The organism is Candidatus Rhodoluna planktonica (genome assembly GCF_001854225.1).
Lineage (GTDB): Bacteria > Actinomycetota > Actinomycetes > Actinomycetales > Microbacteriaceae > Rhodoluna > Rhodoluna planktonica.
Genome location: NZ_CP015208.1, coordinates 1,162,476 through 1,184,104, shown reverse-complemented (window position 1 = coordinate 1,184,104; position 21,629 = coordinate 1,162,476). Strand labels below are relative to the sequence as shown.

The 21,629-nt window shown below is 53.9% G+C and carries 32 protein-coding genes; 31 read left to right on the top strand and 1 reads right to left on the bottom strand.

What is annotated here, in order from left to right; translation table 11 throughout:
- Positions 1-2: 2 nt before the first annotated feature.
- The 25 genes from rplP (at position 3) to glmM (ending at position 14,646) form a co-directional block, all read left to right on the top strand.
- Positions 3-422: a 50S ribosomal protein L16 gene (gene rplP, locus A4Z71_RS05920; RefSeq protein WP_070954986.1), complete on the top strand. Its 420-nt coding sequence runs from the start codon at positions 3-5 to the stop codon at positions 420-422.
- Complete coding sequence (rpmC, locus tag A4Z71_RS05915) at positions 422-718, top strand: 50S ribosomal protein L29 (RefSeq protein WP_070954985.1); 297 nt, start codon at positions 422-424, stop codon at positions 716-718. Before rplP ends, rpmC begins: the two co-directional genes overlap by 1 nt.
- Positions 719-720: 2 nt before the next feature.
- The gene (gene rpsQ, locus A4Z71_RS05910) at positions 721-1,011 is read left to right on the top strand and encodes a 30S ribosomal protein S17 (protein ID WP_070954984.1); all 291 of its coding nucleotides are present in this window, start codon (positions 721-723) and stop codon (positions 1,009-1,011) included.
- A gap of 53 nt (positions 1,012-1,064) precedes the next feature.
- Entirely contained in the window at positions 1,065-1,433 is a 369-nt protein-coding gene (rplN, locus tag A4Z71_RS05905; protein ID WP_070954983.1) for a 50S ribosomal protein L14, read from the top strand.
- Between the two features lie 2 nt (positions 1,434-1,435).
- Complete coding sequence (rplX, locus tag A4Z71_RS05900) at positions 1,436-1,795, top strand: 50S ribosomal protein L24 (RefSeq protein WP_070954982.1); 360 nt, start codon at positions 1,436-1,438, stop codon at positions 1,793-1,795.
- Positions 1,795-2,361, top strand: a complete 567-nt coding sequence (gene rplE, locus A4Z71_RS05895; RefSeq protein WP_070954981.1) for a 50S ribosomal protein L5 — start codon at positions 1,795-1,797, stop codon at positions 2,359-2,361. Before rplX ends, rplE begins: the two co-directional genes overlap by 1 nt.
- Before the next feature lie 63 nt (positions 2,362-2,424).
- A complete protein-coding gene (gene rpsH / locus A4Z71_RS05890) occupies positions 2,425-2,823 on the top strand; it encodes a 30S ribosomal protein S8 (protein ID WP_070954980.1) in 399 nt (132 codons plus the stop codon).
- Between the two features lie 6 nt (positions 2,824-2,829).
- Positions 2,830-3,366: a 50S ribosomal protein L6 gene (rplF, locus tag A4Z71_RS05885; protein WP_070954979.1), complete on the top strand. Its 537-nt coding sequence runs from the start codon at positions 2,830-2,832 to the stop codon at positions 3,364-3,366.
- A 2-nt stretch (positions 3,367-3,368) separates the two neighbouring features.
- Positions 3,369-3,746: a 50S ribosomal protein L18 gene (gene rplR, locus A4Z71_RS05880; protein WP_070954978.1), complete on the top strand. Its 378-nt coding sequence runs from the start codon at positions 3,369-3,371 to the stop codon at positions 3,744-3,746.
- Positions 3,746-4,399, top strand: coding sequence for a 30S ribosomal protein S5 (gene rpsE / locus A4Z71_RS05875; protein WP_084028444.1), 654 nt, complete (start codon positions 3,746-3,748; stop codon positions 4,397-4,399). Before rplR ends, rpsE begins: the two co-directional genes overlap by 1 nt.
- Positions 4,399-4,584, top strand: coding sequence for a 50S ribosomal protein L30 (gene rpmD / locus A4Z71_RS05870; protein WP_070954977.1), 186 nt, complete (start codon positions 4,399-4,401; stop codon positions 4,582-4,584). The genes rpsE and rpmD overlap by 1 nt, the downstream gene beginning before the upstream one ends.
- Positions 4,584-5,276 carry a 50S ribosomal protein L15 gene (gene rplO / locus A4Z71_RS06980; protein WP_084028443.1) on the top strand — a complete coding sequence of 231 codons (693 nt, stop codon included), beginning with the start codon at positions 4,584-4,586 and terminating at the stop codon, positions 5,274-5,276. Before rpmD ends, rplO begins: the two co-directional genes overlap by 1 nt.
- A gap of 34 nt (positions 5,277-5,310) precedes the next feature.
- Positions 5,311-6,624 (top strand): preprotein translocase subunit SecY, encoded by a 1,314-nt coding sequence (gene secY, locus A4Z71_RS05860; protein ID WP_070954976.1) that lies wholly within the window; start codon positions 5,311-5,313, stop codon positions 6,622-6,624.
- Positions 6,621-7,208, top strand: a complete 588-nt coding sequence (locus tag A4Z71_RS05855) for an adenylate kinase (RefSeq protein ID WP_070954975.1) — start codon at positions 6,621-6,623, stop codon at positions 7,206-7,208. The genes secY and A4Z71_RS05855 overlap by 4 nt, the downstream gene beginning before the upstream one ends.
- Before the next feature lie 6 nt (positions 7,209-7,214).
- The gene (gene map, locus A4Z71_RS05850; protein ID WP_070954974.1) at positions 7,215-8,057 is read left to right on the top strand and encodes a type I methionyl aminopeptidase; all 843 of its coding nucleotides are present in this window, start codon (positions 7,215-7,217) and stop codon (positions 8,055-8,057) included.
- Positions 8,058-8,183: 126 nt separating this feature from the next.
- Positions 8,184-8,405, top strand: a complete 222-nt coding sequence (infA, locus tag A4Z71_RS05845) for a translation initiation factor IF-1 (RefSeq protein WP_070954973.1) — start codon at positions 8,184-8,186, stop codon at positions 8,403-8,405.
- A gap of 14 nt (positions 8,406-8,419) precedes the next feature.
- On the top strand, positions 8,420-8,533 hold the full coding sequence (gene rpmJ, locus A4Z71_RS06975; protein ID WP_008361054.1) for a 50S ribosomal protein L36: 114 nt from the start codon (positions 8,420-8,422) through the stop codon (positions 8,531-8,533).
- A gap of 139 nt (positions 8,534-8,672) precedes the next feature.
- The gene (gene rpsM / locus A4Z71_RS05840; RefSeq protein WP_070954972.1) at positions 8,673-9,050 is read left to right on the top strand and encodes a 30S ribosomal protein S13; all 378 of its coding nucleotides are present in this window, start codon (positions 8,673-8,675) and stop codon (positions 9,048-9,050) included.
- A 49-nt stretch (positions 9,051-9,099) separates the two neighbouring features.
- A complete protein-coding gene (gene rpsK / locus A4Z71_RS05835) occupies positions 9,100-9,501 on the top strand; it encodes a 30S ribosomal protein S11 (protein ID WP_070954971.1) in 402 nt (133 codons plus the stop codon).
- Between the two features lie 165 nt (positions 9,502-9,666).
- Positions 9,667-10,659 carry a DNA-directed RNA polymerase subunit alpha gene (locus A4Z71_RS05830; RefSeq protein WP_070954970.1) on the top strand — a complete coding sequence of 331 codons (993 nt, stop codon included), beginning with the start codon at positions 9,667-9,669 and terminating at the stop codon, positions 10,657-10,659.
- 34 nt (positions 10,660-10,693) lie between these two features.
- Positions 10,694-11,281: a 50S ribosomal protein L17 gene (gene rplQ / locus A4Z71_RS05825; protein ID WP_070954969.1), complete on the top strand. Its 588-nt coding sequence runs from the start codon at positions 10,694-10,696 to the stop codon at positions 11,279-11,281.
- Between the two features lie 10 nt (positions 11,282-11,291).
- On the top strand, positions 11,292-12,158 hold the full coding sequence (gene truA, locus A4Z71_RS05820) for a tRNA pseudouridine(38-40) synthase TruA (RefSeq protein ID WP_070954968.1): 867 nt from the start codon (positions 11,292-11,294) through the stop codon (positions 12,156-12,158).
- Positions 12,159-12,300: 142 nt separating this feature from the next.
- Entirely contained in the window at positions 12,301-12,744 is a 444-nt protein-coding gene (gene rplM / locus A4Z71_RS05815) for a 50S ribosomal protein L13 (RefSeq protein ID WP_070954967.1), read from the top strand.
- 31 nt (positions 12,745-12,775) lie between these two features.
- A complete protein-coding gene (gene rpsI / locus A4Z71_RS05810; RefSeq protein ID WP_070954966.1) occupies positions 12,776-13,261 on the top strand; it encodes a 30S ribosomal protein S9 in 486 nt (161 codons plus the stop codon).
- Between the two features lie 38 nt (positions 13,262-13,299).
- Positions 13,300-14,646, top strand: coding sequence for a phosphoglucosamine mutase (glmM, locus tag A4Z71_RS05805; RefSeq protein ID WP_070954965.1), 1,347 nt, complete (start codon positions 13,300-13,302; stop codon positions 14,644-14,646).
- Positions 14,647-14,685: 39 nt separating this feature from the next.
- Here glmM and coaA read toward each other — a convergent pair whose 3' ends face one another.
- Positions 14,686-15,615, bottom strand: a complete 930-nt coding sequence (coaA, locus tag A4Z71_RS05800) for a type I pantothenate kinase (RefSeq protein WP_070954964.1) — start codon at positions 15,613-15,615, stop codon at positions 14,686-14,688.
- Positions 15,616-15,645: 30 nt separating this feature from the next.
- Here coaA and glmS point away from each other — a divergent pair, with 30 nt between their 5' ends.
- From glmS to tsaD, 6 genes are read left to right on the top strand one after another with little or no spacing between them, the layout of a single operon-like run.
- Positions 15,646-17,502, top strand: a complete 1,857-nt coding sequence (gene glmS, locus A4Z71_RS05795) for a glutamine--fructose-6-phosphate transaminase (isomerizing) (RefSeq protein ID WP_070954963.1) — start codon at positions 15,646-15,648, stop codon at positions 17,500-17,502.
- A gap of 3 nt (positions 17,503-17,505) precedes the next feature.
- A complete protein-coding gene (locus tag A4Z71_RS05790; RefSeq protein WP_070954962.1) occupies positions 17,506-17,865 on the top strand; it encodes a holo-ACP synthase in 360 nt (119 codons plus the stop codon).
- Between the two features lie 3 nt (positions 17,866-17,868).
- Positions 17,869-18,993, top strand: a complete 1,125-nt coding sequence (gene alr / locus A4Z71_RS05785) for an alanine racemase (protein WP_070954961.1) — start codon at positions 17,869-17,871, stop codon at positions 18,991-18,993.
- The gene (gene tsaE / locus A4Z71_RS05780; RefSeq protein WP_418219380.1) at positions 18,990-19,463 is read left to right on the top strand and encodes a tRNA (adenosine(37)-N6)-threonylcarbamoyltransferase complex ATPase subunit type 1 TsaE; all 474 of its coding nucleotides are present in this window, start codon (positions 18,990-18,992) and stop codon (positions 19,461-19,463) included. The genes alr and tsaE overlap by 4 nt, the downstream gene beginning before the upstream one ends.
- Positions 19,456-20,118 carry a tRNA (adenosine(37)-N6)-threonylcarbamoyltransferase complex dimerization subunit type 1 TsaB gene (gene tsaB, locus A4Z71_RS05775; RefSeq protein WP_236858526.1) on the top strand — a complete coding sequence of 221 codons (663 nt, stop codon included), beginning with the start codon at positions 19,456-19,458 and terminating at the stop codon, positions 20,116-20,118. The genes tsaE and tsaB overlap by 8 nt, the downstream gene beginning before the upstream one ends.
- On the top strand, positions 20,115-21,617 hold the full coding sequence (gene tsaD / locus A4Z71_RS05770) for a tRNA (adenosine(37)-N6)-threonylcarbamoyltransferase complex transferase subunit TsaD (protein ID WP_084028442.1): 1,503 nt from the start codon (positions 20,115-20,117) through the stop codon (positions 21,615-21,617). Before tsaB ends, tsaD begins: the two co-directional genes overlap by 4 nt.
- Positions 21,618-21,629 lie beyond the last annotated feature (12 nt).

Sequence of the window (21,629 nt, the reverse complement as noted above, 5' to 3'; positions counted from 1 at the left end):
CCATGTTGATTCCTCGTCGCGTAAAGCACCGCAAGCAGCACCACCCAAAGCGCACAGGTGCAGCTTCTGGTGGAACCACCGTTGCATTCGGTGAGTTCGGCATCCAGGCACTAACCCCTGCTTACGTAACCAACCGCCAGATTGAGTCAGCGCGTATTGCAATGACTCGTCACATCAAGCGTGGTGGAAAGGTTTGGATCAACATTTATCCAGACCGTCCACTAACCAAGAAGCCTGCTGAAACCCGCATGGGTTCAGGTAAGGGTTCACCTGAGTGGTGGGTAGCTAACGTAAAGCCAGGCCGCGTGCTATTCGAAGTTTCGGGTGTTAGCGAAGAGCTAGCTCGTGAAGCAATGACCCGCGCGATCCACAAGCTTCCGCTAAAGGCTCGCATCATCAAGCGTGAAGAAGGTGACGCATAATGGCGATCGGTTCAAAGAACCTAACCCCAGCTGAACTCGACAAGATTGAAGATTCAGTTTTGGTAGAAGAGCTAAAGAAGGCTCGCGAAGAGCTTTTCAACCTACGCTTCCAGTCGGCCACCGGCCAGCTAGAAAGCCACGGTCGTCTACGTGCGGTAAAGCGTGACATCGCTCGCATCTACACAATCATTCGTGAGCGTGAGCTCGGCATCCGCGCAGTTCCTGCAGCTGCTGCCAAGGCTGCTCCAAAGGCAAAGAAAGCAGCGGCTGAAGCTGCTGCCACCGAGGAGGCATAAACATGGCTGAGAAGAACACTGCAGCTGAAGCAACCACCGAGGCTCGCGGCTACCGCAAGACTCGTCGTGGCTACGTTGTCAGCGACAAGATGAACAAGACCATCGTTGTTGAGGTAGAAGACCGCGTAAAGCACCCGCTTTACGGCAAGGTGCTTACCCGCTCAAAGAAGGTCAAGGCTCACGATGAGCTAAACACCGCAGGTATCGGCGACCTCGTGCTAATCAGCGAGACCCGTCCACTATCAGCAACTAAGAACTGGCGCCTAGTCGAAATCATCGAAAAGGCCAAGTAACAAACCCCTTGGGCATTCGTCGGAATGAAGGCCCAAATAACAAGGAGTAAAAAATGCTTCAGCAGGAGTCCAGACTCAAGGTAGCCGACAACACCGGCGCCAAAGAGCTCTTGGTTATCCGTGTTCTCGGCGGTTCAAAGCGTCGTTACGCGGGACTAGGTGACCAAATTGTCGCCACCGTGAAAGACGCAATCCCAGGTGGAAACGTCAAGAAGGGTGATGTCGTCAAGGCCGTTGTAGTTCGCACTGTGAAAGAGACCCGTCGTCCAGATGGCTCTTACATCAAGTTCGACGAGAACGCAGCCGTAATCATCAAAAAAGATGGTGAGCCACAGGGAACGCGTATTTTCGGTCCAGTTGGCCGTGAGCTTCGCGACAAGAAGTTCATGAAGATCATCTCGCTAGCACCGGAGGTGTTGTAAGAATGGCGACCATCAAAAAGGGCGACCTAGTTCAGGTAATCACCGGACGCAAGCAAGACAAAGGCGGCGACCGCGGCAAGCAGGGCACCGTTCTTGCTGTTGACCGTGAGAAGAACCGCGTAATCGTTCAGGGTGTAAACCTTGTCAAGAAGCACACCCGCGTCGGCCAGACCGAGAAGGGTGCTCCAACCGGCGGCATTGAGACCGTTGAGGCACCAATCCACGTTTCAAACGTTGCTTTGGTAGACCCATCATCGAAAAAGCCAACTCGTATCGGTGTTCGTTTTGAAACCAAGACCGTAAACGGTGTTAAGAAGACTGTTCGTGTTCGCGTTGCGAAGAAGTCAGGTAAGGACATCTAATGGCAGCACAGACTGTAAAAGCACAGCCACGCCTAAAGGCAAAGTACAAGGCTGACATCCAGGCTGCTCTAGTGGCAGAGTTTGGTTTTACCAACCCACACCAGGTGCCTAACCTAACCAAGATTGTTGTCAACATGGGTGTTGGTGAAGCAGCTAAAGATGGCAAGCTCATCGAAGCCGCAATTCGCGACCTAACCGCAATCACCGGTCAGAAGCCTCAGGTAAACCTAGCTCGCAAGTCAATTGCGCAGTTCAAGCTTCGCGAAGGCCAGGCCATCGGTGCACACGTAACTCTTCGTGGCGACCGCATGTGGGAGTTCCTAGACCGCCTACTAAACCTTGCTCTTCCTCGTGTTCGCGACTTCCGCGGACTAAGCGACAAGCAGTTTGACGGCAACGGAAACTACACCTTCGGTCTTCAGGAGCAGACTCTGTTCCACGAAATCGACCAGGACAAGATCGACCGTCCACGCGGTATGGACATCACTGTTGTGACCACCGCAAAGACCAACGACGAGGGCCGCGCGCTGCTAAAGGCGCTTGGCTTCCCTTTCAAGACCAACTAATAAAATCGGCAAGGTCCAGCCGCTTGTAAACGGCCTGGATACCTCCGAAGAAATGGAATCACCATGACAATGACAGATCCGGTAGCAGACTTTCTGACCCGGCTGCGCAACGCAAACTCGGCGTACCACGAGTCAATTAGCCTGCCTTACAGCAAGCTAAAGGCTGGTATCGCAGAGATCCTCAAGTCTGAGGGTTATGTTGCATCAGTAAAGGTCGAAGATGCTGAGGTCGGTAAGACCCTGAGCGTCGAGCTAAAGTACGGCCCAAACCGCGAGCGTTCAATCGCTGGCATCAAGCGTGTCTCTAAGCCAGGTCTTCGCGTTTACGCAAAGAGCACCGAACTTCCACGAGTTCTAGGTGGCCTAGGTATCGCTATCCTGTCAACTTCATCCGGTCTACTAACCGACCGTCAGGCTGCCAAGAAGGGAGTAGGCGGAGAAGTCCTCGCCTACGTTTGGTAATCACAGATGTCACGTATTGGTAAGTTACCGATCCCGGTTCCAGCCGGTGTCGAGGTCAAAATTGATGGCGCCACCATTGAGGTTAAGGGTCCAAAAGGCACCCTCTCACACGAGGTTCCAGCTCCGATCAGCGTAGTTCTAGAAGACGGCAACCTAGTTGTCTCTCGTCCAGACGATGAGCGCAACTCACGTTCGCTCCACGGTCTAACTCGCACCCTGATCGCCAACAACATCCAAGGTGTAACCCAGGGTTTCACCAAGGGCATTGAAATTGTAGGTACCGGTTACCGCGTAACCGCTAAGGGCGCCGACATCGAGTTCGCACTCGGTTATTCGCACCCCATCCTGGTCAAGGCCCCAGAGGGTATCAAGTTCGAAGTAGAAGGCAACACCAAGCTAACCGTTTCGGGTATCTCGAAGCAGGCTGTTGGTGAAGTTGCTGCCAACCTACGCAAGCTACGCAAGCCAGAGCCTTACAAGGGCAAGGGTGTCCGTTACGCCGGCGAGGTTGTTCGTCGCAAGGCCGGAAAGTCAGGTAAGTAATTATGGGTCTGGTATCTCGCACCCGCGGTAAGAGCAAGAGCGCTGCACGTACTCGTCGCCACCTTCGTCTTCGCAAGAAGATTGCCGGTGACGCGCTTCGTCCACGTCTAGTAGTAACTCGCTCGGCCCGCCACGTATTCGTTCAGGTTGTCGATGACACCAAGGGTGTAACCCTGGTTTCAGCTTCGACCATGGAAGCCGACCTTCGCAAGGCGACCGGCACCAAGTCAGACAAGTCGAAGGCTGTCGGTCTGCTAATTGCAGAGCGCGCCAAGAAGGCTGGCATCGCTGAGGTTGTTTTTGACCGCGGTGGAAACAAGTACGCAGGTCGTATCGCAGCAATTGCAGACGGCGCACGCGAAGGAGGGTTGGTCCTCTAATGGCTGAGAACAAGGAGCAAACGGTGGCAACTGAGTCAACCGAAACTGCAGCACCAGTGGTAGACGCTAACGAGCGTGAAGCCCGTCGTGGTTCACGTGAGCGCGGCCCACGCAACGACCGTCGCGAACGCGAAACCGAGAAGAGCCCATTCCTAGAGCGTGTTGTAACAATCAACCGCGTTTCTAAGGTGGTCAAGGGTGGTCGTCGCTTCAGCTTCACCGCTTTGGTTGTTGTCGGTGACGGCAACGGTCTAGTTGGCGTTGGCTACGGCAAGTCAAAAGAAGTTCCAAGCGCAATCGCAAAGGGTGTTGAAGAAGCCAAGAAGAACTTCTTCCGCGTTCCTCGCGTGGCCAGCACCATTCCTCACCCGGTTCAGGGTGAGGCTGCTGCCGGTGTAGTGCTACTTCGCCCAGCTGCCGCTGGTACCGGTGTTATCGCCGGTGGTCCAGTTCGTGCAGTTCTTGAGTGTGCCGGTATCCACGACGTGCTAAGCAAGTCGCTCGGATCCTCAAACACCATCAACATCGTTCACGCGACCGTTGAGGCACTGCGTCAGCTCGAAGAGCCAGCAGCAGTTGCAGCACGTCGTGGTCTATCGCTTGAAGAAGTTGCTCCTAAGGGTCTTCTTCGTCAGCAGAAGGCAGGTGCCTAATGGCTAACCGTCTAAAGGTGACCCAGATCAAGAGCTCAGTTGGCAACAAGCCAAATCAGCGCGAAACCCTTCGCACCCTAGGACTGAAGCGAATCGGCGACATCATCGTCAAAGAAGATTCTCAGTCGGTGCGCGGCATGGTTCGCACTGTTGCTCACCTAGTAAAGGTTGAGGAGATTAACTAATGGCCGAAGAGAAGAAGCCAGCTGCGAAAGCAGCTGCACCGAAGGCTGCTGCCGCTAAGGCTGCACCAAAAGCCGCTGCCGAAAAGGCTGCCGCACCGAAGGCTGCTGCTAAGCCAGCTGCTAAGGCTGCTGCACCGAAGGCTGCTGCCGCCAAGGCCGCACCTAAGGCTGCTGCTGAAGAAAAGGTTGCTGACGCAAAGCCAGCAGCAAAGAAGCCAGCCGCTAAAAAGGCTGCTCCTGCTGTTGAGAAGTCAAACATCGTCAAGTTGCACCACCTTCGTCCAGCACCGGGCTCAAAAACTGAGCGCACCCGTGTTGGTCGTGGTGAAGGTTCTAAGGGTAAGACCGCGGGCCGTGGTACCAAGGGTACTAAGGCTCGTTACCAGGTTCGCCCAGGCTTCGAGGGTGGTGGCGTGCGTCTAGTAATGCGTACTCCAAAACTTCGCGGTTTCAAGAACCCATTCCGTGTTGAGTACCAGGTAGTCAACATTGAGAAGCTAGCTGAGCTATACCCAGCTGGTGGAAACGTAACCGTTGCTGATCTAGTTGCCAAGGGCGCCGTTCGTAACAACGAGCTCGTCAAGGTACTGGGCAACGGGGACATTTCGGTTAAACTCAATGTCAGCGTCGACAAAGTCTCTGCATCTGCAAAGGCCAAAATCGTTGCCGCTGGTGGCTCGGTAAACGAGTAGTCACCGACTATTCGTAAACCAGGGGAGGCTTAAGTTGATTAGCGCCATTGTTCGTGCATTCCGCACACCGGACCTACGAAACAAGCTTGCATTCACGCTCGCTATCGTTGCCATTTTCCGTTTGGGCTCGTTCATTCCAGCACCATTCGTCGACTATGGAAACGTGCAGCTCTGTCTTGCACAGACCCAGAACACTTCAGGTCTTTACGAACTCGTAAACCTGTTTTCTGGTGGCGCTCTTCTTCAGCTCTCGATCTTTGCGCTTGGCATCATGCCTTACATCACCGCATCGATCATCACCCAGCTGCTTCGCGTGGTAATTCCGCGCTTTGAGACTCTCTACAAAGAGGGCCAGTCTGGTCAGGCAACTCTTACCCAGTACACCCGCTACCTAACCATTGCGCTAGGTGTGTTGCAGTCAACCACTCTTATTGCGGTTGCTCGTCAGGGCGCACTTTTCGGTGCCGACTGTGTGTTGCCAATCCTTACCGACTCTTCGCCTTGGGCGGTTGCGCTGATGGTCATCACCATGACCGCGGGCACCGGACTAATCATGTGGCTCGGTGAGCTAATCACCGAACGCGGCGTTGGCAACGGTATGTCATTGCTTATCTTTGCCTCAATTGCTGCAACTTTCCCTGCATCGCTATGGGGCATAGCCGAAAGCCGCGACATCGAAACCCTATTGCTAGTGCTAGCAGTTGGTGTGGTCGTGGTTGGCTTGGTTATCTTGGTCGAGCAGTCACAGCGCCGCATCCCGGTTCAGTATGCCAAGCGCATGGTGGGCAAGCGCACCTACGGTGGCCAGAGCACCTACATCCCAATCAAGGTCAACATGGCCGGTGTGGTACCAGTTATCTTTGCCTCGTCTTTGCTTTACTTGCCTGCTCTAATCGCGCAGTTCAACCAGCCAGACGCAAACGGTCAGGTTGCCGACTGGGTTACTTGGGTTTCGACCTACCTAACCAGCGGAGACCACCCGCTTTACATGGCTCTGTACTTCCTACTAATTTTGGGCTTCACCTACTTCTACGTAGCAATCACCTTCAACCCTGAAGAGGTTAGCGACAACATGAAGAAGTACGGCGGCTTCATCCCAGGTATCCGCGCTGGTCGCCCGACCACCGAATACCTCGAGTATGTGCTCAGCCGCATCACCTTCCCGGGCGCAATTTACCTAGGATTGATTGCTCTTATTCCGCTTGTGGCATTCTCGCTAATCGGCGCCAACCAGAACTTCCCATTCGGTGGTACTTCGATTTTGATCATCGTTGGTGTTGGTCTTGAGACTGTCAAGCAGATTTCTGCTCAGATGCAACAGCGAAACTATGAAGGTCTATTGAAGTGAGCCGTTTCCTCCTAATCGGCGCCCCAGGTGCCGGTAAGGGCACCCAAGCTGAACGCTTGGCGCAAGCTTTTTCGATTCCAGCCATCTCGACCGGAGACATTTTTCGCTACAACGTGAAGAATGAAACCGAGTTGGGCAAACTGGCTAAATCTTTCATGGACCGCGGCGAATACGTTCCAGACAGCGTTACCAACGATTTGGTTAGAGACCGCCTCAGCCAAGAAGATGCCCAGCCTGGTTTTCTTCTTGATGGCTACCCTCGCACCGCCGATCAGGTAAAAGAACTAGACGACATCCTTGCCGCTGCCGGTTCAAAACTCGACGCTGTGGTCTTACTGACCGCCGACACCGATGAGGTCGTGCGCCGCTTGCTAAACCGTGCTCAAGAGCAGGGTCGCGCCGATGACACCGAAGAGGTTATTCGTCGCAGACTTGAGGTTTACGAAGAGCAAACCGCCCCGCTCATCGACATCTATGCAGCTCGCGACATTGTCATCACCATTGACGGTCTGGGCGAAGTTGCCGAGGTTACAGGTCGCATCCTTGACGCGCTAGCCGCTCGCGGCATCAAGCCCCTTAGTTAATTTCAAATGTCGCGCGAGGCTTACGAGCTTAAAACCAATGCCGAAATTGTGCTGATGCGCAAGGCTGGTCTCGCTACGGCAGCAGCGCTAGCTGCAGTTAGAAAAGCCGTACGTCCGGGCATCACCACCCTCGAGCTAAACAATGTTGCCGATGAGGCTATAGTTCGTCTCGGTGGTCGATCAAACTTTCAATTAGTGCCGGGATACTTCCACACCATTTGTTCGTCAGTGAATGACGAGGTTGTGCACGGTATCCCCGGCGACCGAGTGCTTCAGCCGGGCGACTTAGTTTCAATCGACTGTGGTGCCGAAATGGGCGAGTGGAACGGCGACAGTGCGATCAGTGTTGTGGTGCCTAACGCCGAAGGTTTCGCACCGGCAGATCTGGATGTGGTGGCTCGTCGTCAAAAACTTAGTGATGTCACTGAGCAGTCGCTATGGGTGGGCATTGCTGCTTTAGCCAAAGCCGAATTCTTAAATGAGGTAGGCACCGCCATCGAAGATTACATTCGCTCTCAGGGGCGCTACGGCATACTTGAGGATTACGTCGGTCACGGTATCGGTCGCTCGATGCACGAAGACCCACCGGTGTTCAATTACCGCACCAAATTTAAGGGCCCTAAGGTTCAGCCTGGGTTGTGTGTTGCCATTGAGCCGATGGTTACCGACGGCAAACCAAACGTGAAAATTTTGCCGGATGGTTGGACGGTGTCGACCAAAGACAAGTCGGATGCCTCGCACTGGGAGCATTCAATTGCGGTGCACGATCGAGGCATTTGGGTGCTTACCGAACCCGATGGCGGTACGGCGAAGCTGGCCCAATTCGGCATAACTCCAGTAGCGCTTTAAATCTCGACTACCAATATTCTAGGTTTTCCCCTAGGATTGAACTTCGGTGTGTTTTGCACAAAGTCCCAAACTTTTTTGGTGATTTTTTGCGTGCCCACCAAATCCCTGAAGTAGATAAGTGAGGCTATGGCCAGCAAAGACGGTGTCATCGAAATTGAAGGCACAGTAGTTGAAGCTCTTCCGAACGCAATGTTCCGTGTCGAGCTAGATAACGGGCACAAAGTCTTGGCTCACATTTCGGGCAAGATGCGTCAGCACTACATCCGAATCCTCCCTGAGGACAAGGTCATCGTAGAGTTGAGCACCTATGACCTGACTCGTGGCCGAATCATTTATCGCTACAAATAAAGAAAGTAATACCCATGAAGGTAAACCCAAGCGTCAAGAAGATCTGCGACAAGTGCAAGGTCATCCGTCGTCACGGTCGAGTCATGGTGATCTGCGAGAACCCACGTCACAAGCAGCGCCAGGGCTAGTCCTAGAGCTTCTTCACAACTAAATAAATACAAGGCAACGCAACGAACTGTAAGTTCGTCACCTCCGGAGAAGGCCGGAGCCCAATCGTGAGATTCGGAAGCGCTGCTGCAGACCTTCAACAAACAAGGAGAAATCCCTATGGCACGTGTTGCCGGAGCCGATATTCCAGACGCGAAACGCGTCGAAATCGCACTAACCTACATCTACGGCATTGGCCGTACTCGCTCAGTTGAGATTCTTGCTGAGACCAAAGTCAACAAAGACATCCGCGTAAAAGACCTAACCGACGAGCAGTTGGTCGCAATTCGTGACTACATCGAAGGTAACTACAAGGTTGAGGGTGACCTCCGCCGTGATGTTGCAGCCGACATTCGCCGCAAAGTTGAAATCGGTTCATACGAGGGTATTCGCCACCGCAAGGGCCTACCAGTTCGTGGTCAGCGCACCAAAACCAACGCTCGTACTCGCAAGGGTCCAAAGCGCACCGTAGCCGGCAAGAAGAAGGCTACCCGCTAAGCCTTTGGCTAAGTGAAGCCCCAAAGATTTAAGAATTTAGGAGAATTTCATGGCAGCACCAAAGGCATCGGCCGCTCGTAAGCCACGCAAAAAAGACAAGAAGAACATTGCTGTGGGTCAAGCTCACATCAAGTCAACCTTCAACAACACCATCGTTTCGATTACCGACACCACCGGTGCCGTAATCTCTTGGTCATCATCGGGTGACGTCGGTTACAAGGGTTCACGTAAGTCAACCCCGTTCGCCGCACAGCTAGCCGCTGAGGCAGCTGCCCGTAAGGCTCAAGAGCACGGCCTAAAGAAGGTTGACGTTTTCGTGAAGGGTCCAGGTTCAGGCCGCGAGACCGCAATCCGTTCGCTTCAGGCAGCAGGTCTAGAGGTTGGTTCAATCTCAGACGTAACTCCTCAGGCTCACAACGGTTGCCGCCCACCAAAGCGTCGTCGCGTCTAACTAGCTTCCTTTGCCCCGAAACTGTGTAAACAGTTTTCTGTGGCAAGAACTGGTCTTGCTCTGCAACCAGTCAGACAACTAAAAAGTTTTATCCGCTCAGTGGCCACTGTGCGGCTCCAACAAATAGGCATCAAATAGCGGATGCCTAGCTGAAAGGAACCAATAGTGCTAATTGCACAACGTCCAACTCTTCACGAAGAAGTTCTATCACCGAATCGCTCACGTTTCTCGCTAGAGCCACTTGAGCCAGGTTTCGGTTACACCCTAGGAAACTCTCTCCGTCGTACCCTGCTTTCATCTATCCCAGGTGCAGCAGTTACCAACATTCGCATCGATGGTGTCAGCCACGAGTTCAGCACCATCCAGGGTGTAAAAGAAGATGTCACCGAGATCATCTTGAACATCAAAGATCTAGTTGTTTCTTCAGAGCACGACGCACCGGTTGTTGCTCATCTGCGCAAGCAGACTGCTGGTCAGGTTACCGCCGCTGACATTCAGGCTCCTGCCGGTGTCGAGATTCACAACCCAGAGTTGGTAATCGCGACCCTAAATGCAAAGGGCAAGTTTGAGGTTGAGCTAACCATCGAGCGCGGCCGTGGCTATGTACAGGCTTCGCAGAACCGCAACCCAGATGCAGACGCTGGCGTCATCCCGATCGATTCGATCTACTCGCCAGTGCTAAAGGTTTCTTACCGCGTTGAGGCAACTCGTGCCGGTGAGTACACCAACTTCGACAAGCTAATCGTCGACGTCGAGACCAAGCCTTCAATCAGCCCACGCGATGCAGTTGCATCAGCTGGTCACACTTTGGTTGAGCTATTCGGTCTTGCACGCGAACTAAACAACGCAGCCGAAGGTATCGAGATTGGCCCAGCTCCGGTTGAGGTTGGTCTTGCACCAGAACTAGCCATGCCGATCGAAGACCTGGACCTAACCGTCCGCTCATACAACTGCCTAAAGCGTGAAGGCATCAACACTGTCGCAGAGCTAATCGCTCTTTCCGAAGACCAGTTGATGAACATCCGCAACTTCGGCAGCAAGTCGGTAGATGAGGTTCGCGACAAGCTAACTTCAATGGGACTGAAGTTCAAAGACGCAGTTCCTGGCTTCGACGCAGCTTATTTCAGCTCGGCCTACGACGAGGACGACCAGGCATAAGCCGGTCCTCGAGAGAATCTAAGAGGAGAAAACAATGCCTACCCCAACTAAGGGCCCACGTCTAGGTGGCGGACCAGCTCACGAGCGTCTAATGCTTCGCAACATGGCGACTTCGTTGTTCATGCACGGAAAGATCACCACCACCGAGACCAAGGCTAAGCGCCTACGTCCACTTGCCGAGCGTCTGGTCACCTTTGCAAAGCGTGGCGACCTTTCAGCTCGTCGTCGTGTTTTGGCTCAGATTACCGACAAGTCAGTGGTTCACGAACTATTCACCAACATTGCTCCAGCGGTTGCCGACCGTCAGGGTGGCTACACCCGAATCACCAAACTTGGCTTCCGCAAAGGCGACAACGCACCGATGGCACTTATTGAGCTCGTTCTTGAGCCAGTAAACCCTAAGGCTGCTACCAAGAAGCCAAAGCTGCAGAACGCAGTTAAGGCTGTAGCCGGTGCAGCAGTTGCTGCCGAGGCCGCCGAGGTTGTTGCTGAAGAAGTAGCTACCGAAGAAGTTGTGGCTACTGAGGCAGCAGAAGCACCAGTTGCTGAAGCCGCTGCTGAAGTTGTTGTTGAAGAGGCAGCTGCTGCCACTGAGGCACCAGCTGAAGGCGCAGCCGAGTAATCTAAACCTTATGAATCAGCCCGTTAGCCCGATGGCCGACGGGCTGTTTCGTTTTAAACTTCGTCTTTCGTACGATGGCACTGATTTCAGCGGATGGGCCAAACAGCCAAACTTGCGCACCGTTGCCGGTGAATTAATCAAGGCTCTCAGCATACTTTTTGGTGACGATGCCACTGACTTTGGTCTTCGCGTTGCCGGTCGCACCGATGCCGGAGTGCATGCCCTGAATCAGGTAGCACACGTCGATCTTTCGGCCGAGCAACTCAAACGGCTAGGGCGTGATTCTCGCTGGCTCGGTCGGCTCAATTCCTTATTGCCCAACGATATCCATGTTGATGAAATTGCGGCTGCGGCACCCGGCTTTGATGCAAGGTTTTCGGCAACTTTTCGCAGCTATCGCTTTCGAATTGCCGATGGCGCCTCGCAAAAAAACCCTCTGCAATCTCGCTATACGCTGTGGTTGCCAAAGCCTTTAGACCTGCCAACTATGCAGCAGGCCGCCGAAAAACTTTATGGTTTGCACGATTTTGCTTCATTTTGCAAACCTCGCGAGGGTTCGACCACCATTCGTGAACTGCGTGAGATCTCGGTCACCAGAAACAATCACGACGGCGATGTAATCGAAATTTTTCTAACCGCGGATGCCTTTTGCCACAATATGGTGCGGTCCATCGTTGGCGCACTGATTGCGGTGGGCGAGGGGCGGGCTTCAGCAGCAGATATTGAGTCAAAGCTGAAAGCGGCATCCAGGGTGGGTTCTTATAAGGTTGTTGCCCCGCACGGGTTGACCCTGATCGAAATTGGTTATCCGACTGACGACCTCTTAGCCGCCCAAGCCGAAAAGGCCCGAAGCGTTCGCACCCTCGAAGAATATTAGGGTTTGACCTAAGCGGTGTTATCGGGCTAAACTTGGCTCTTGGTGCTGGTTTTAGGCCAGCTTGAAAACTTGAATCCCAGAGAAGAATCTCTTCCAGCGCGGATTCATTTCAATCCGACACAGAAGTAGAAGGCAATTAAGCGTGCGTACTTATTCACCAAAGGCTCACGAGCTGAGCAACGAGTGGCTTGTCATTGACGCCACCGACGTAGTCCTCGGCCGTCTTGCAACACACGCAGCAGCATTGCTGCGCGGCAAGCACAAGCCAACCTTTGCACCGCACATGGACAATGGCGACTTTGTCATCATCGTCAACGCAGACAAAGTAGCCCTAACCGGTTCAAAGCTTGCCCAGAAGAAGGCGTTCCGCCACTCTGGTTACCCAGGCGGTCTTACCGCAACCGCATACTCAGAGCTTCTAGAGAAGAACCCTGAAAAGGCAGTTGAAAAGGCCATCAAGGGCATGTTGCCAAAGAACAAACTGGGCGCAGACCAGTTGGCAAAACTTAAGGTTTACCGCGGCGCAGAGCACCCACACGCAGCTCAGCAGCCAAAGCCGTTCATCATCGACCAGGTTGCTCAGTAAGCTCCGCTAAGAAAAGACTCGAGGAAAATTCGTGGCTAAGAACGAAATCGTAGAAGCAGCTCCAGAGAGCTACACCACCGAGACTCCAGCAGCTAAGGCTGCTCCGGTTCGTACCCGTGGCGCACTAACTCAGCCAGGTGCTGGTCTAGGCCGCCGCAAAGAGGCAGTTGCTCGCGTACGCATCGTGCCAGGAACCGGCGTTATCAAGGTTAACGGCCGCGACCTAGCCGACTACTTTCCAAACAAGTTGCACCAGCAACTAATCAACGACCCATTCACCGTTACCGAGCTAAAGGGCGCATACGACGTCATTGCTCGAATCAACGGTGGCGGTGTTGCTGGTCAGGCTGGCGCACTTCGTCTAGGCATCGCTCGTGCACTAAACGAGATCGACCGCGACAACAACCGCCCTGCACTAAAGAAGGCTGGCTTCCTAAAGCGCGATGCACGTGTCATCGAGCGCAAGAAGGCTGGTCTAAAGAAGGCCCGCAAGGCTTCACAGTTCTCGAAGCGTTAATCCAACACTTCAAGCTTTCAAAAGCATAAACTCACGATATGGCGAGACTCTTTGGCACCGACGGTGTTCGAGGTCTCGCCAATCGTGATTTAACGGTCGATATCGCCGTCAAACTTGCCCAGGCTGCAGCCGTTGTGCTCGGCGAAGATGCCCGCGCCAGAGGGCTGAAGCCAAAAGCTGTAATCGGTCGTGACCCCCGCATCTCCGGAGAATTTCTTGCCGCCGCAGTCAGTGCCGGTTTAGCGGGATCGGGCGTTGACGTTTTCGATGCCGGAGTTCTACCAACCCCAGCAACAGCGTTTCTTACCGCCGATCTCGATGCCGATTTTGGCGTCATGATTTCGGCTTCGCACAATCCAGCACCAGATAATGGCATCAAATTTTTTGCTCGCGGAGGCCACAAACTTCCTGATGAACTTGAAGACCGAATTGAAGCTGCGATGGCCGGCGACTTGCTGCTGCCTATCGGTGGCGGGGTAGGTCACGTCACCCGATTTGCTGATGCCGAAGACCGCTACGTGGTGCATCTTTTAGGCGCCCTGCCAAACCGACTCGACGGTTTAAAAGTTGTGGTCGACTGCGCCCACGGGGCTGCATCCGGTGTTTCACCCGAGGTGTTTGCCGATGCTGGTGCCCAAGTAATTGTGATTGGTGCCGACCCTGACGGTCTAAACATCAATCTTGGTTATGGCTCAACCCACCTGAGCGCGCTGCAGACTGCAGTTTTAGAGCACTCGGCCGACCTGGGCATTGCTCACGACGGTGATGCTGATCGCTGCTTGGCTGTTGACCACAACGGCGCAATCGTGGATGGCGACCAGATCATGGCAATTTTGGCGCTGTCGCTGAAAGAGCGCGGTCAGCTAGCTCGAAACACGCTGGTTGCAACGGTGATGAGCAACCTTGGTTTGAAGTTGGCGATGCAAGAAGCCGGCATTGAAGTTATCGAAACCAAAGTAGGCGACCGTTACGTGCTCGAAGAAATTCGCTCTGGCGGATACACCCTCGGTGGCGAGCAATCTGGCCACGTTATTTTCTCGCAGTACGCCACCACCGGTGACGGAATCTTGACCGGGCTCAAGATTGCCGCCGAGGTTGCTCGCTCGAAGAAACCGCTGGCAGAACTCACCAAAGCTATGAAGGTTTATCCTCAGGTTTTGGTTAACGTGCCGGGCGTCGACAAGACCAAAGTAAGCACCAACCAGGTTTTGCAGGCGGCTGTTGCCGAAGCTGAGGCCGACTTGCATGGCACCGGCCGAGTGCTGCTGCGTGCATCCGGCACTGAACCTTTGGTTCGGGTGATGGTTGAAGCTGCTGATGAGGGCACGGCTCAAAGCTGGGCCGATCGCATCGCTCGTGTCGTCGAACAGCAACTCAAGCTCTAAAGCGCGCAAATCTGGGCCCGGCTCAGCGAGACTAAACCACTAAACCTTGCGCAGCAGCACGCTGGAAACTGAATGCCCGACACCCTTGCGCAAAACCAGGGTCGCCCGCGAGCGGGTTGGCAAAATGTTTTCATTCAGGTTTGGCAGATTGATGGTTTCCCAAATCTCCTGGGCTCGATCGAGGGCAAACTCTTCTTCGAGTTCGGCGTAGCGGTGAAAGTAGGACGCCGGATTACTAAATGCGGTTTCCCGCAACTTTTTGAAACGGTTGATAAACCAAGAGCGAATTTCATCCGTTTCGGCATCCACGTAGATTTTGAAATCAAAGAAATCACTGACCGCGACATCTTGATTCGGGCCCGGAGTCTGCAGCAGGGTCAACCCTTCAACAATCAGCACATCGGGAGATTCGACGACAACCTCTTCACCCGGAACAATGTCGTAGCTGAGGTGCGAATAGACCGGGGCGGTAACCCGCGCGACACCGCTTTTTACATCAGCAACAAACTTGATTAGCGCCAAGCGGTCATAACTTTCTGGAAAACCTTTGCGATGCATGATGCCTCGACGCTGCAGTTCAGCGTTTGGATAAAGAAACCCGTCCGTGGTCACCAGCGCGACTTTCGGGGTGCCTTCCCATCGGCTGAGTAACTCTTTCAAAACTCGGGAAACCGTAGATTTACCCACTGCAACTGAGCCAGCCACCCCAATTACGAACGGAGTTTTGCTGGCGCGTTCGCCCATGAAACTTTCGGTAACGGCATGCAACTTTTGAGTCGCTCCAACATAGAGGTTGAGCAGCCTTGAAACCGGTAGGTACACCTCTTCAACTTCACGCATGTCTAAAAAGTCGCCGAGCCCGCGAATCTGGGCAATTTCAGCCTCGGTCAGCGGAGACTGAGTAGACCTGCTTAGGGTGGCCCAGTCGGCGCGCGAAATCTCGAGGAAAGGGCTTAGCGCATCGCTCACAAAGTGCCATTCTGCCGTAGATTAGATGCCATGTGTGGAATCGTGGGCTATGTTGGCCCGAAATCAACTCTAGATGTTTTACTTGGCGGTTTGCGCCGCTTAGAGTACCGAGGCTATGACTCTGCCGGAGTTTCGATTATTGCCCCGGGCTCGGGTTTACAAACCCGAAAAAAAGCCGGAAAGCTTGACAATCTGGTTGCCGACATTGAGGCACATCCACTGCCCATCTCACACATCGGTATCGGACACACCCGCTGGGCAACGCACGGTGCCCCAACCGACACCAACGCTCACCCGCACCTTGGCGGGTCGGCAAGCAAACTGTCGCTGATTCACAATGGAATCATTGAAAACTTTGCTGAACTAAAGGCTGAGTTGCTAGCCGAAGGCACCAAATTCAGCAGCGAAACCGATTCTGAGGTTGCTGCCCATCTGATTGCTCGCGAATACGAAATTTTGGGCGATTTGCCCACCGCTTTTGCAAAGGTAGTGAACCGCCTGCACGGTGCCTTCACCATCCTGGTAATTCACGAAGACGAACCCGACGTGGTGCTCGCCGCTCGCAAAAATGCACCGTTGGTTATCGGTTTGGGCGATGGCGAAAACTTTTTGGGCAGCGACGTTGCCGCCTTTGTTGAGCACACTCGCCGGGCAATTAGCGTTGGCCAAGATGAAATCGTCATTTTGCGTGCCGATTCGGTGCAGTTGCAGAGTTTTGCCGGTGCTCCGGTAACTTTTGAAGAATTCACTGTCGACTGGGATGCCTCTGCGGCCAGCAAGGGTGGCTGGTCTTCGTTTATGGCTAAAGAGATTGCCGACCAACCTCAGGCAGTGGCCGACACCCTGATGGGTCGTTTGAACTCGGATGGCTCAGTGCGACTAACCGAAGTAGATGGCCTATCTGTCGCAGACATCAAGGCAATTGATCGAATCATTATGGTGGCTTGTGGTACCGCGGCTTACGCCTGCGATATTGCCAAGTATGCTATCGAGAAATTCTCGCGAATTCCGGTGCAGGTCGAACTCTCGCATGAGTTCAGGTACCGCGATCCGATTGTCACCCCAAACACTTTGATTGTTGCGGTCAGCCAGTCGGGCGAAACAATGGACACACTGATGGCAACCCGCTTTGCAAAAGAGCAGGGTGCCAAAGTCTTGGCGATCTGCAACACTCAGGGGGCGACTTTGGCCCGCGAGTCGGATGCGGTTATCTACACCCATGCCGGCCCCGAAGTTGCGGTCGCATCCACCAAAGCGCTAACCGCACAAATTACCGCAGGCATGCTGCTGGCCTTGTTCCTCGGTCAAAACCGAGGTGTCGTCGCTCAAGAGACTTTGCTGCAGTTGGGCCAAGAACTGCTGAAGATGCCGGCTCGAGTAACCAAGGTGCTAGAAAATCTTGATGATGTCCGTGCCCTCGGTCGAGAAATGGCAAATGCAAAATCGGTGCTTTTCCTGGGTCGAAATGTTGGTTTCCCAGTCGCGATGGAAGGTGCTCTAAAACTCAAGGAGCTCGCATATATTCACGCCGAAGGTTTTGCCGCCGGTGAGTTGAAGCACGGCCCAATAGCACTGATCGAAGAGGGGCAGCCGGTCATCGTGATTGTGCCGAGCCCACGCGACGCCGACAGTTTGCACCCCAAGGTAATTTCAAACATTCAAGAGATTCGCGCTCGCGGTGCTCGAGTTATTGCTATTGCCGAGGTAGGCGACGAGCAGGTTGGACATTACGCCGAACACGTAATCTTTGTGCCGCAGAGCGAAAACATATTCTCAGCGATTCTCACCGTAATTCCATTGCAGGTGTTTGCCCTAGAGCTGTCTACTGCCAAAGGGCTTGATGTCGATCAGCCTCGCAACCTAGCCAAATCGGTAACCGTCGAGTAACAAGTGATTATTGGCATTGGTGTAGACACGGTTGCCATCAGCCGTTTTGAAGAGAAACTAGCCCAAACTCCACGGCTGATAGACCGCCTGTTTTTGGACAGCGAACGGGATGACAAAATCCAAACTATGGCCGGCCGCTTTGCCGCCAAAGAAGCGGTCATCAAGGCGCTCGCCGGTGCTCAAGGAATTGAATGGTACGGCATCGAGGTTGCTAAAGATACGTCGGGCAAGCCAATTATTTGGTTGCACGGCGAGACCGCCAAGATTGCCTTGCGAGCCGGAATTCGAAAACTGCATGTTTCGATAACTCACGATGGCGATATGGCCACCGCTTTTGTGGTCGCAGAAGGAGATGAGGTTTAGCCCATGCGCGAACTAATCATTGACCTGGACGCAATCGCCTATAACCTTTCGGTGCTGCGCGAGCGTGTTGGCAAATCGAAAATTATGGGAGTGGTCAAGGCAAATGCCTACGGTCACGGCATGATTCCGGTAGCTAAAAAACTTGAAGCAGCCGGCATCGACTACCTCGGGGTGGCCGACATTACCGAAGCACTGCAGCTTCGCGATGCCGGTATCGATCTTCCAATTCTGGCCTGGCTGCACCATCCCGACGAAAATTTTGTGCGAGCGGTTGATGCAGGTATCGAAATTTCAGTGGCCGACAACTTTCAGCTTGAAAAGGTAGCTAACGCAGCACAGCATCTGGGTCGAGTTGCTCGAGTGCACCTAAAAATCGATACCGGTTTGGGTCGTAATGGCGCCACGGCAGAACTTTGGCCACTGTTGATCAAGCTCGCTCGGGCTTTGGTTGCCGAAGGCTTCATCCAAGTTGTCGGAATTTTCACTCACCTGTCATGCACCAGCGATGAAGAAGATCTGCAGCAGATAGCCCGATTTGAAGCTGCGGTAGCTCTGGCCGAGCAGGCCGAATTGCCATTCGAACTTCGTCACCTCACTGCCTCTGACGGCTCGATTAAGTACCCTCAGGCTCACTATGAAATGGTTCGCATCGGAGTCTCGCTGTACGGCCTATCACCGTTCACCGATCACTCCTCGGCCGACTATGGTTTGCGTCCGGCCATGAGCGCAACCGCAGCGGTGGCTTTGGTGAAACGCGTTCCAGCCCAGCACGGGGTCAGTTACGGCTACCTGCACCGCACTCAAAGCGAAACCACCCTGGCTTTGATTCCAATCGGTTATGCCGAGGGTCTGCCTCGAAATGCCACCGGCAACGCTCGGGTGAACATCAAGGGTAAAAATTACCCAATTCTTGGTCGCATAGCCATGGATCAGTTTGTCGTCGATGTGGGCGATGATGAGGTCCAGATTGGCGACATTGCCACACTGTTTGGCGATCCGGCAGCCGGTGTTCCGAGCGCCGATGAACTAGCCTGGGCAGCCGACACCATCAACTATGAAATTGTGACCAGGATGGGCGGACGTTTTACGCGACGCTACCTCGGTGCTGTCGATGAGGACCTAGCTTGAGTCAGTTATTGGCCGAGCTGAAAATAGAGACCCCAGAGCAAATGCATGAGCTCGGCGTGCAACTGGCAAGACAGTTGCGCGCTGGAGATTTAGTAGTCCTGACTGGTCCTCTCGGCGCCGGAAAAACAACTTTTACTCGCGGCGTGGGCGAGGGGCTAAACACCATCGGCACAGTTTCAAGCCCAACCTTTGTGATCGCTAGAACTCATAAGCGCAGCGATGGCGGGCCGGTGCTGGTGCACGTTGATGCTTATCGCCTCGGTTCCCCAGCTGAGCTTGACGATCTCGACATTGATTTTGACCACAGCATCACCCTGGTCGAGTGGGGCAGAGGCTTCACCGATGGCCTAGTTGATCAGTGGCTCGATATTGAAATTGACCGCGATCACACCGGTGCAACCGAAACCCGGATGGTGCGCCTCATCGGCAATGGCAGTCGCTGGCAAGAAATGCAGGTGAAAATTGCCTAACTGGATTTTGGCAATCGATACCTCGGCTGGCACCTCGGTGGCGCTGCTTCAGGGTGACGAGGTTCGTGCCGAGGTAAATATCCCCGATGCTATGAAGCATGCCGAATTGATTGGTTCGGCGATTGCTCAAGTTTTGAGTGATGCCGGTGTAGCGGCTAGCAAAGTTTCCAGCGTGGTTGTCGGTCGCGGCCCAGCACCGTTTACCGGTTTGCGAGTGGGCATTGCTGCAGCGGTCATGTTTGCCGCCGGAGTGGAAGCTCCTATTTTTGGGGTGGTCAGCCACGATGCCATGGCTTTTGCTGAACTGCGCGATAAACCTGAGATAGCTGCTGCAATCAGCGCAACCAGTCCTTTGCTTGTTACCACCGATGCCCGTCGTCGCGAAGTTTATTGGGCAACCTATTCGGGGGTGAGCCCGCAGGGATTACCGTTACTGGCGCAGGGTCCCGGTGTGCTTACCCCGGCAGCACTCGAAGACTATTTGGTCGATAGAAATCTGACCCCGATAAAAGTCGAGGGCATAATTTCAGCTACCGCAATAGGTCAACTTTTCTCCCGTCAGTTGCTGGCCGGGCTGGGTTCAAACGATATCTCGGCGCTTTATCTTCGGGAACCCGATGCGGTTCCGTCACCTGGAAAAAAGGTGAGCGGATGATTACTCGAGTTGCCCTAGAGACGGATCTGCCGAAAATTATGCAGCTGGAACACGAGTGTTTCGGCAAAGATTCTTGGCAAGAACAGACCATGCGTTTTGAACTGCTTGCCCCACACACGCACTATCTGGTTGTGGTTGAAGGCGAGAAACTAATCGGTTACGCCGGGCTGAGCAAAATTCCGGCCAGCGACCAGGGTGATATTCAAACCATCGCCGTTGATCGACAATTTCGGGGCAGGAAAATAGGGTTGCAGTTGATGCAGCAGTTACTTGCCGAAGCCCAACGGCGGATGGCAAAAGAAATCTTTCTAGAGGTGCGCGCAGATAACCCAGTGGCCCGATCACTTTACGAAAAATTAGGTTTTCAAGAAATTGATGTACGCCCGCGCTACTACCAACCCGATGGAGTTGACGCAGTAATCATGAAACTGGAAATGCCCCATCGATCACATGGCCGAATGCCACTGGTTTTGGGTATCGAATCCAGCTGTGATGAAACCGGGGTTGGCATTGTTCGCGGCAACCAGCTGCTGGCCAACATCATTTCATCCTCGATGGATGAACACGCTCGCTTTGGTGGCGTGGTGCCTGAAATTGCTGCTCGTGCGCACCTTGAAGCGCTATCGCCTACGCTAAACAAGGCTCTGGCTACCGCCGGGGTTAGCCTTAAAGAAATTGATGCCATTGCCGTGACAAACGGCCCGGGTTTGGGCGGTGCCCTGATGGTGGGTGTCGGGGCAGCCAAGGCGCTCGCGGTGGCGCTCGATAAACCAATTTATGCGGTGAACCACTTGGTCGGACATGTTGGGGTCGATGTGCTCGAACGCGGCGAACTGCAAACCCCAACAGTTGCCCTCTTGGTCAGTGGTGGTCACACTTCGCTGCTTTTGGTTCGCGATTTACTAACTGACGTCGAATTGCTCGGCGAAACCATCGATGACGCGGCCGGAGAGGCGTTCGACAAGGTCGCCCGTGTTTTAGGGCTCAAATATCCTGGTGGGCCGGAAATTGACAGAGCTGCTGCCGAAGGCAACCCAAAAGCCATTCGTTTCCCCCGGGGTCTTACCCAGCAGAAAGACATGGAAAAACACCGTTACGACTTTTCGTTTAGCGGTCTAAAAACCGCCGTGGCTCGTTGGGTTGAAGTGGTCGAGGCCAAAGGGGAGAGTTACAACAAAGCCGACGTAGCCGCCAGTTTCCGTGAGGCTGTTGTCGACGTTTTGGTGCAGAAAGCCATAAATGCCTGCCTCGACCATAACGTGCCAAGACTTTTACTTGGCGGCGGCGTAGTTGCCAATCGTCGCCTGCGCGAAGTTGCTCAAGAGCGCTGCGATGCGCACGGAATCGAACTGCGAATCCCGGCGTTCAGTCTCTGCACCGATAACGGCGCCATGATTGCCGCGCTGGGTGCCCAGCTAGCAATGGCCGGTTTTGCCCCGTCGAAACTTGATTTCGAGGTTGATTCAACTCTTCCGGTTACCACAGTCATTTCTCAGTAATTTTCCAGACTT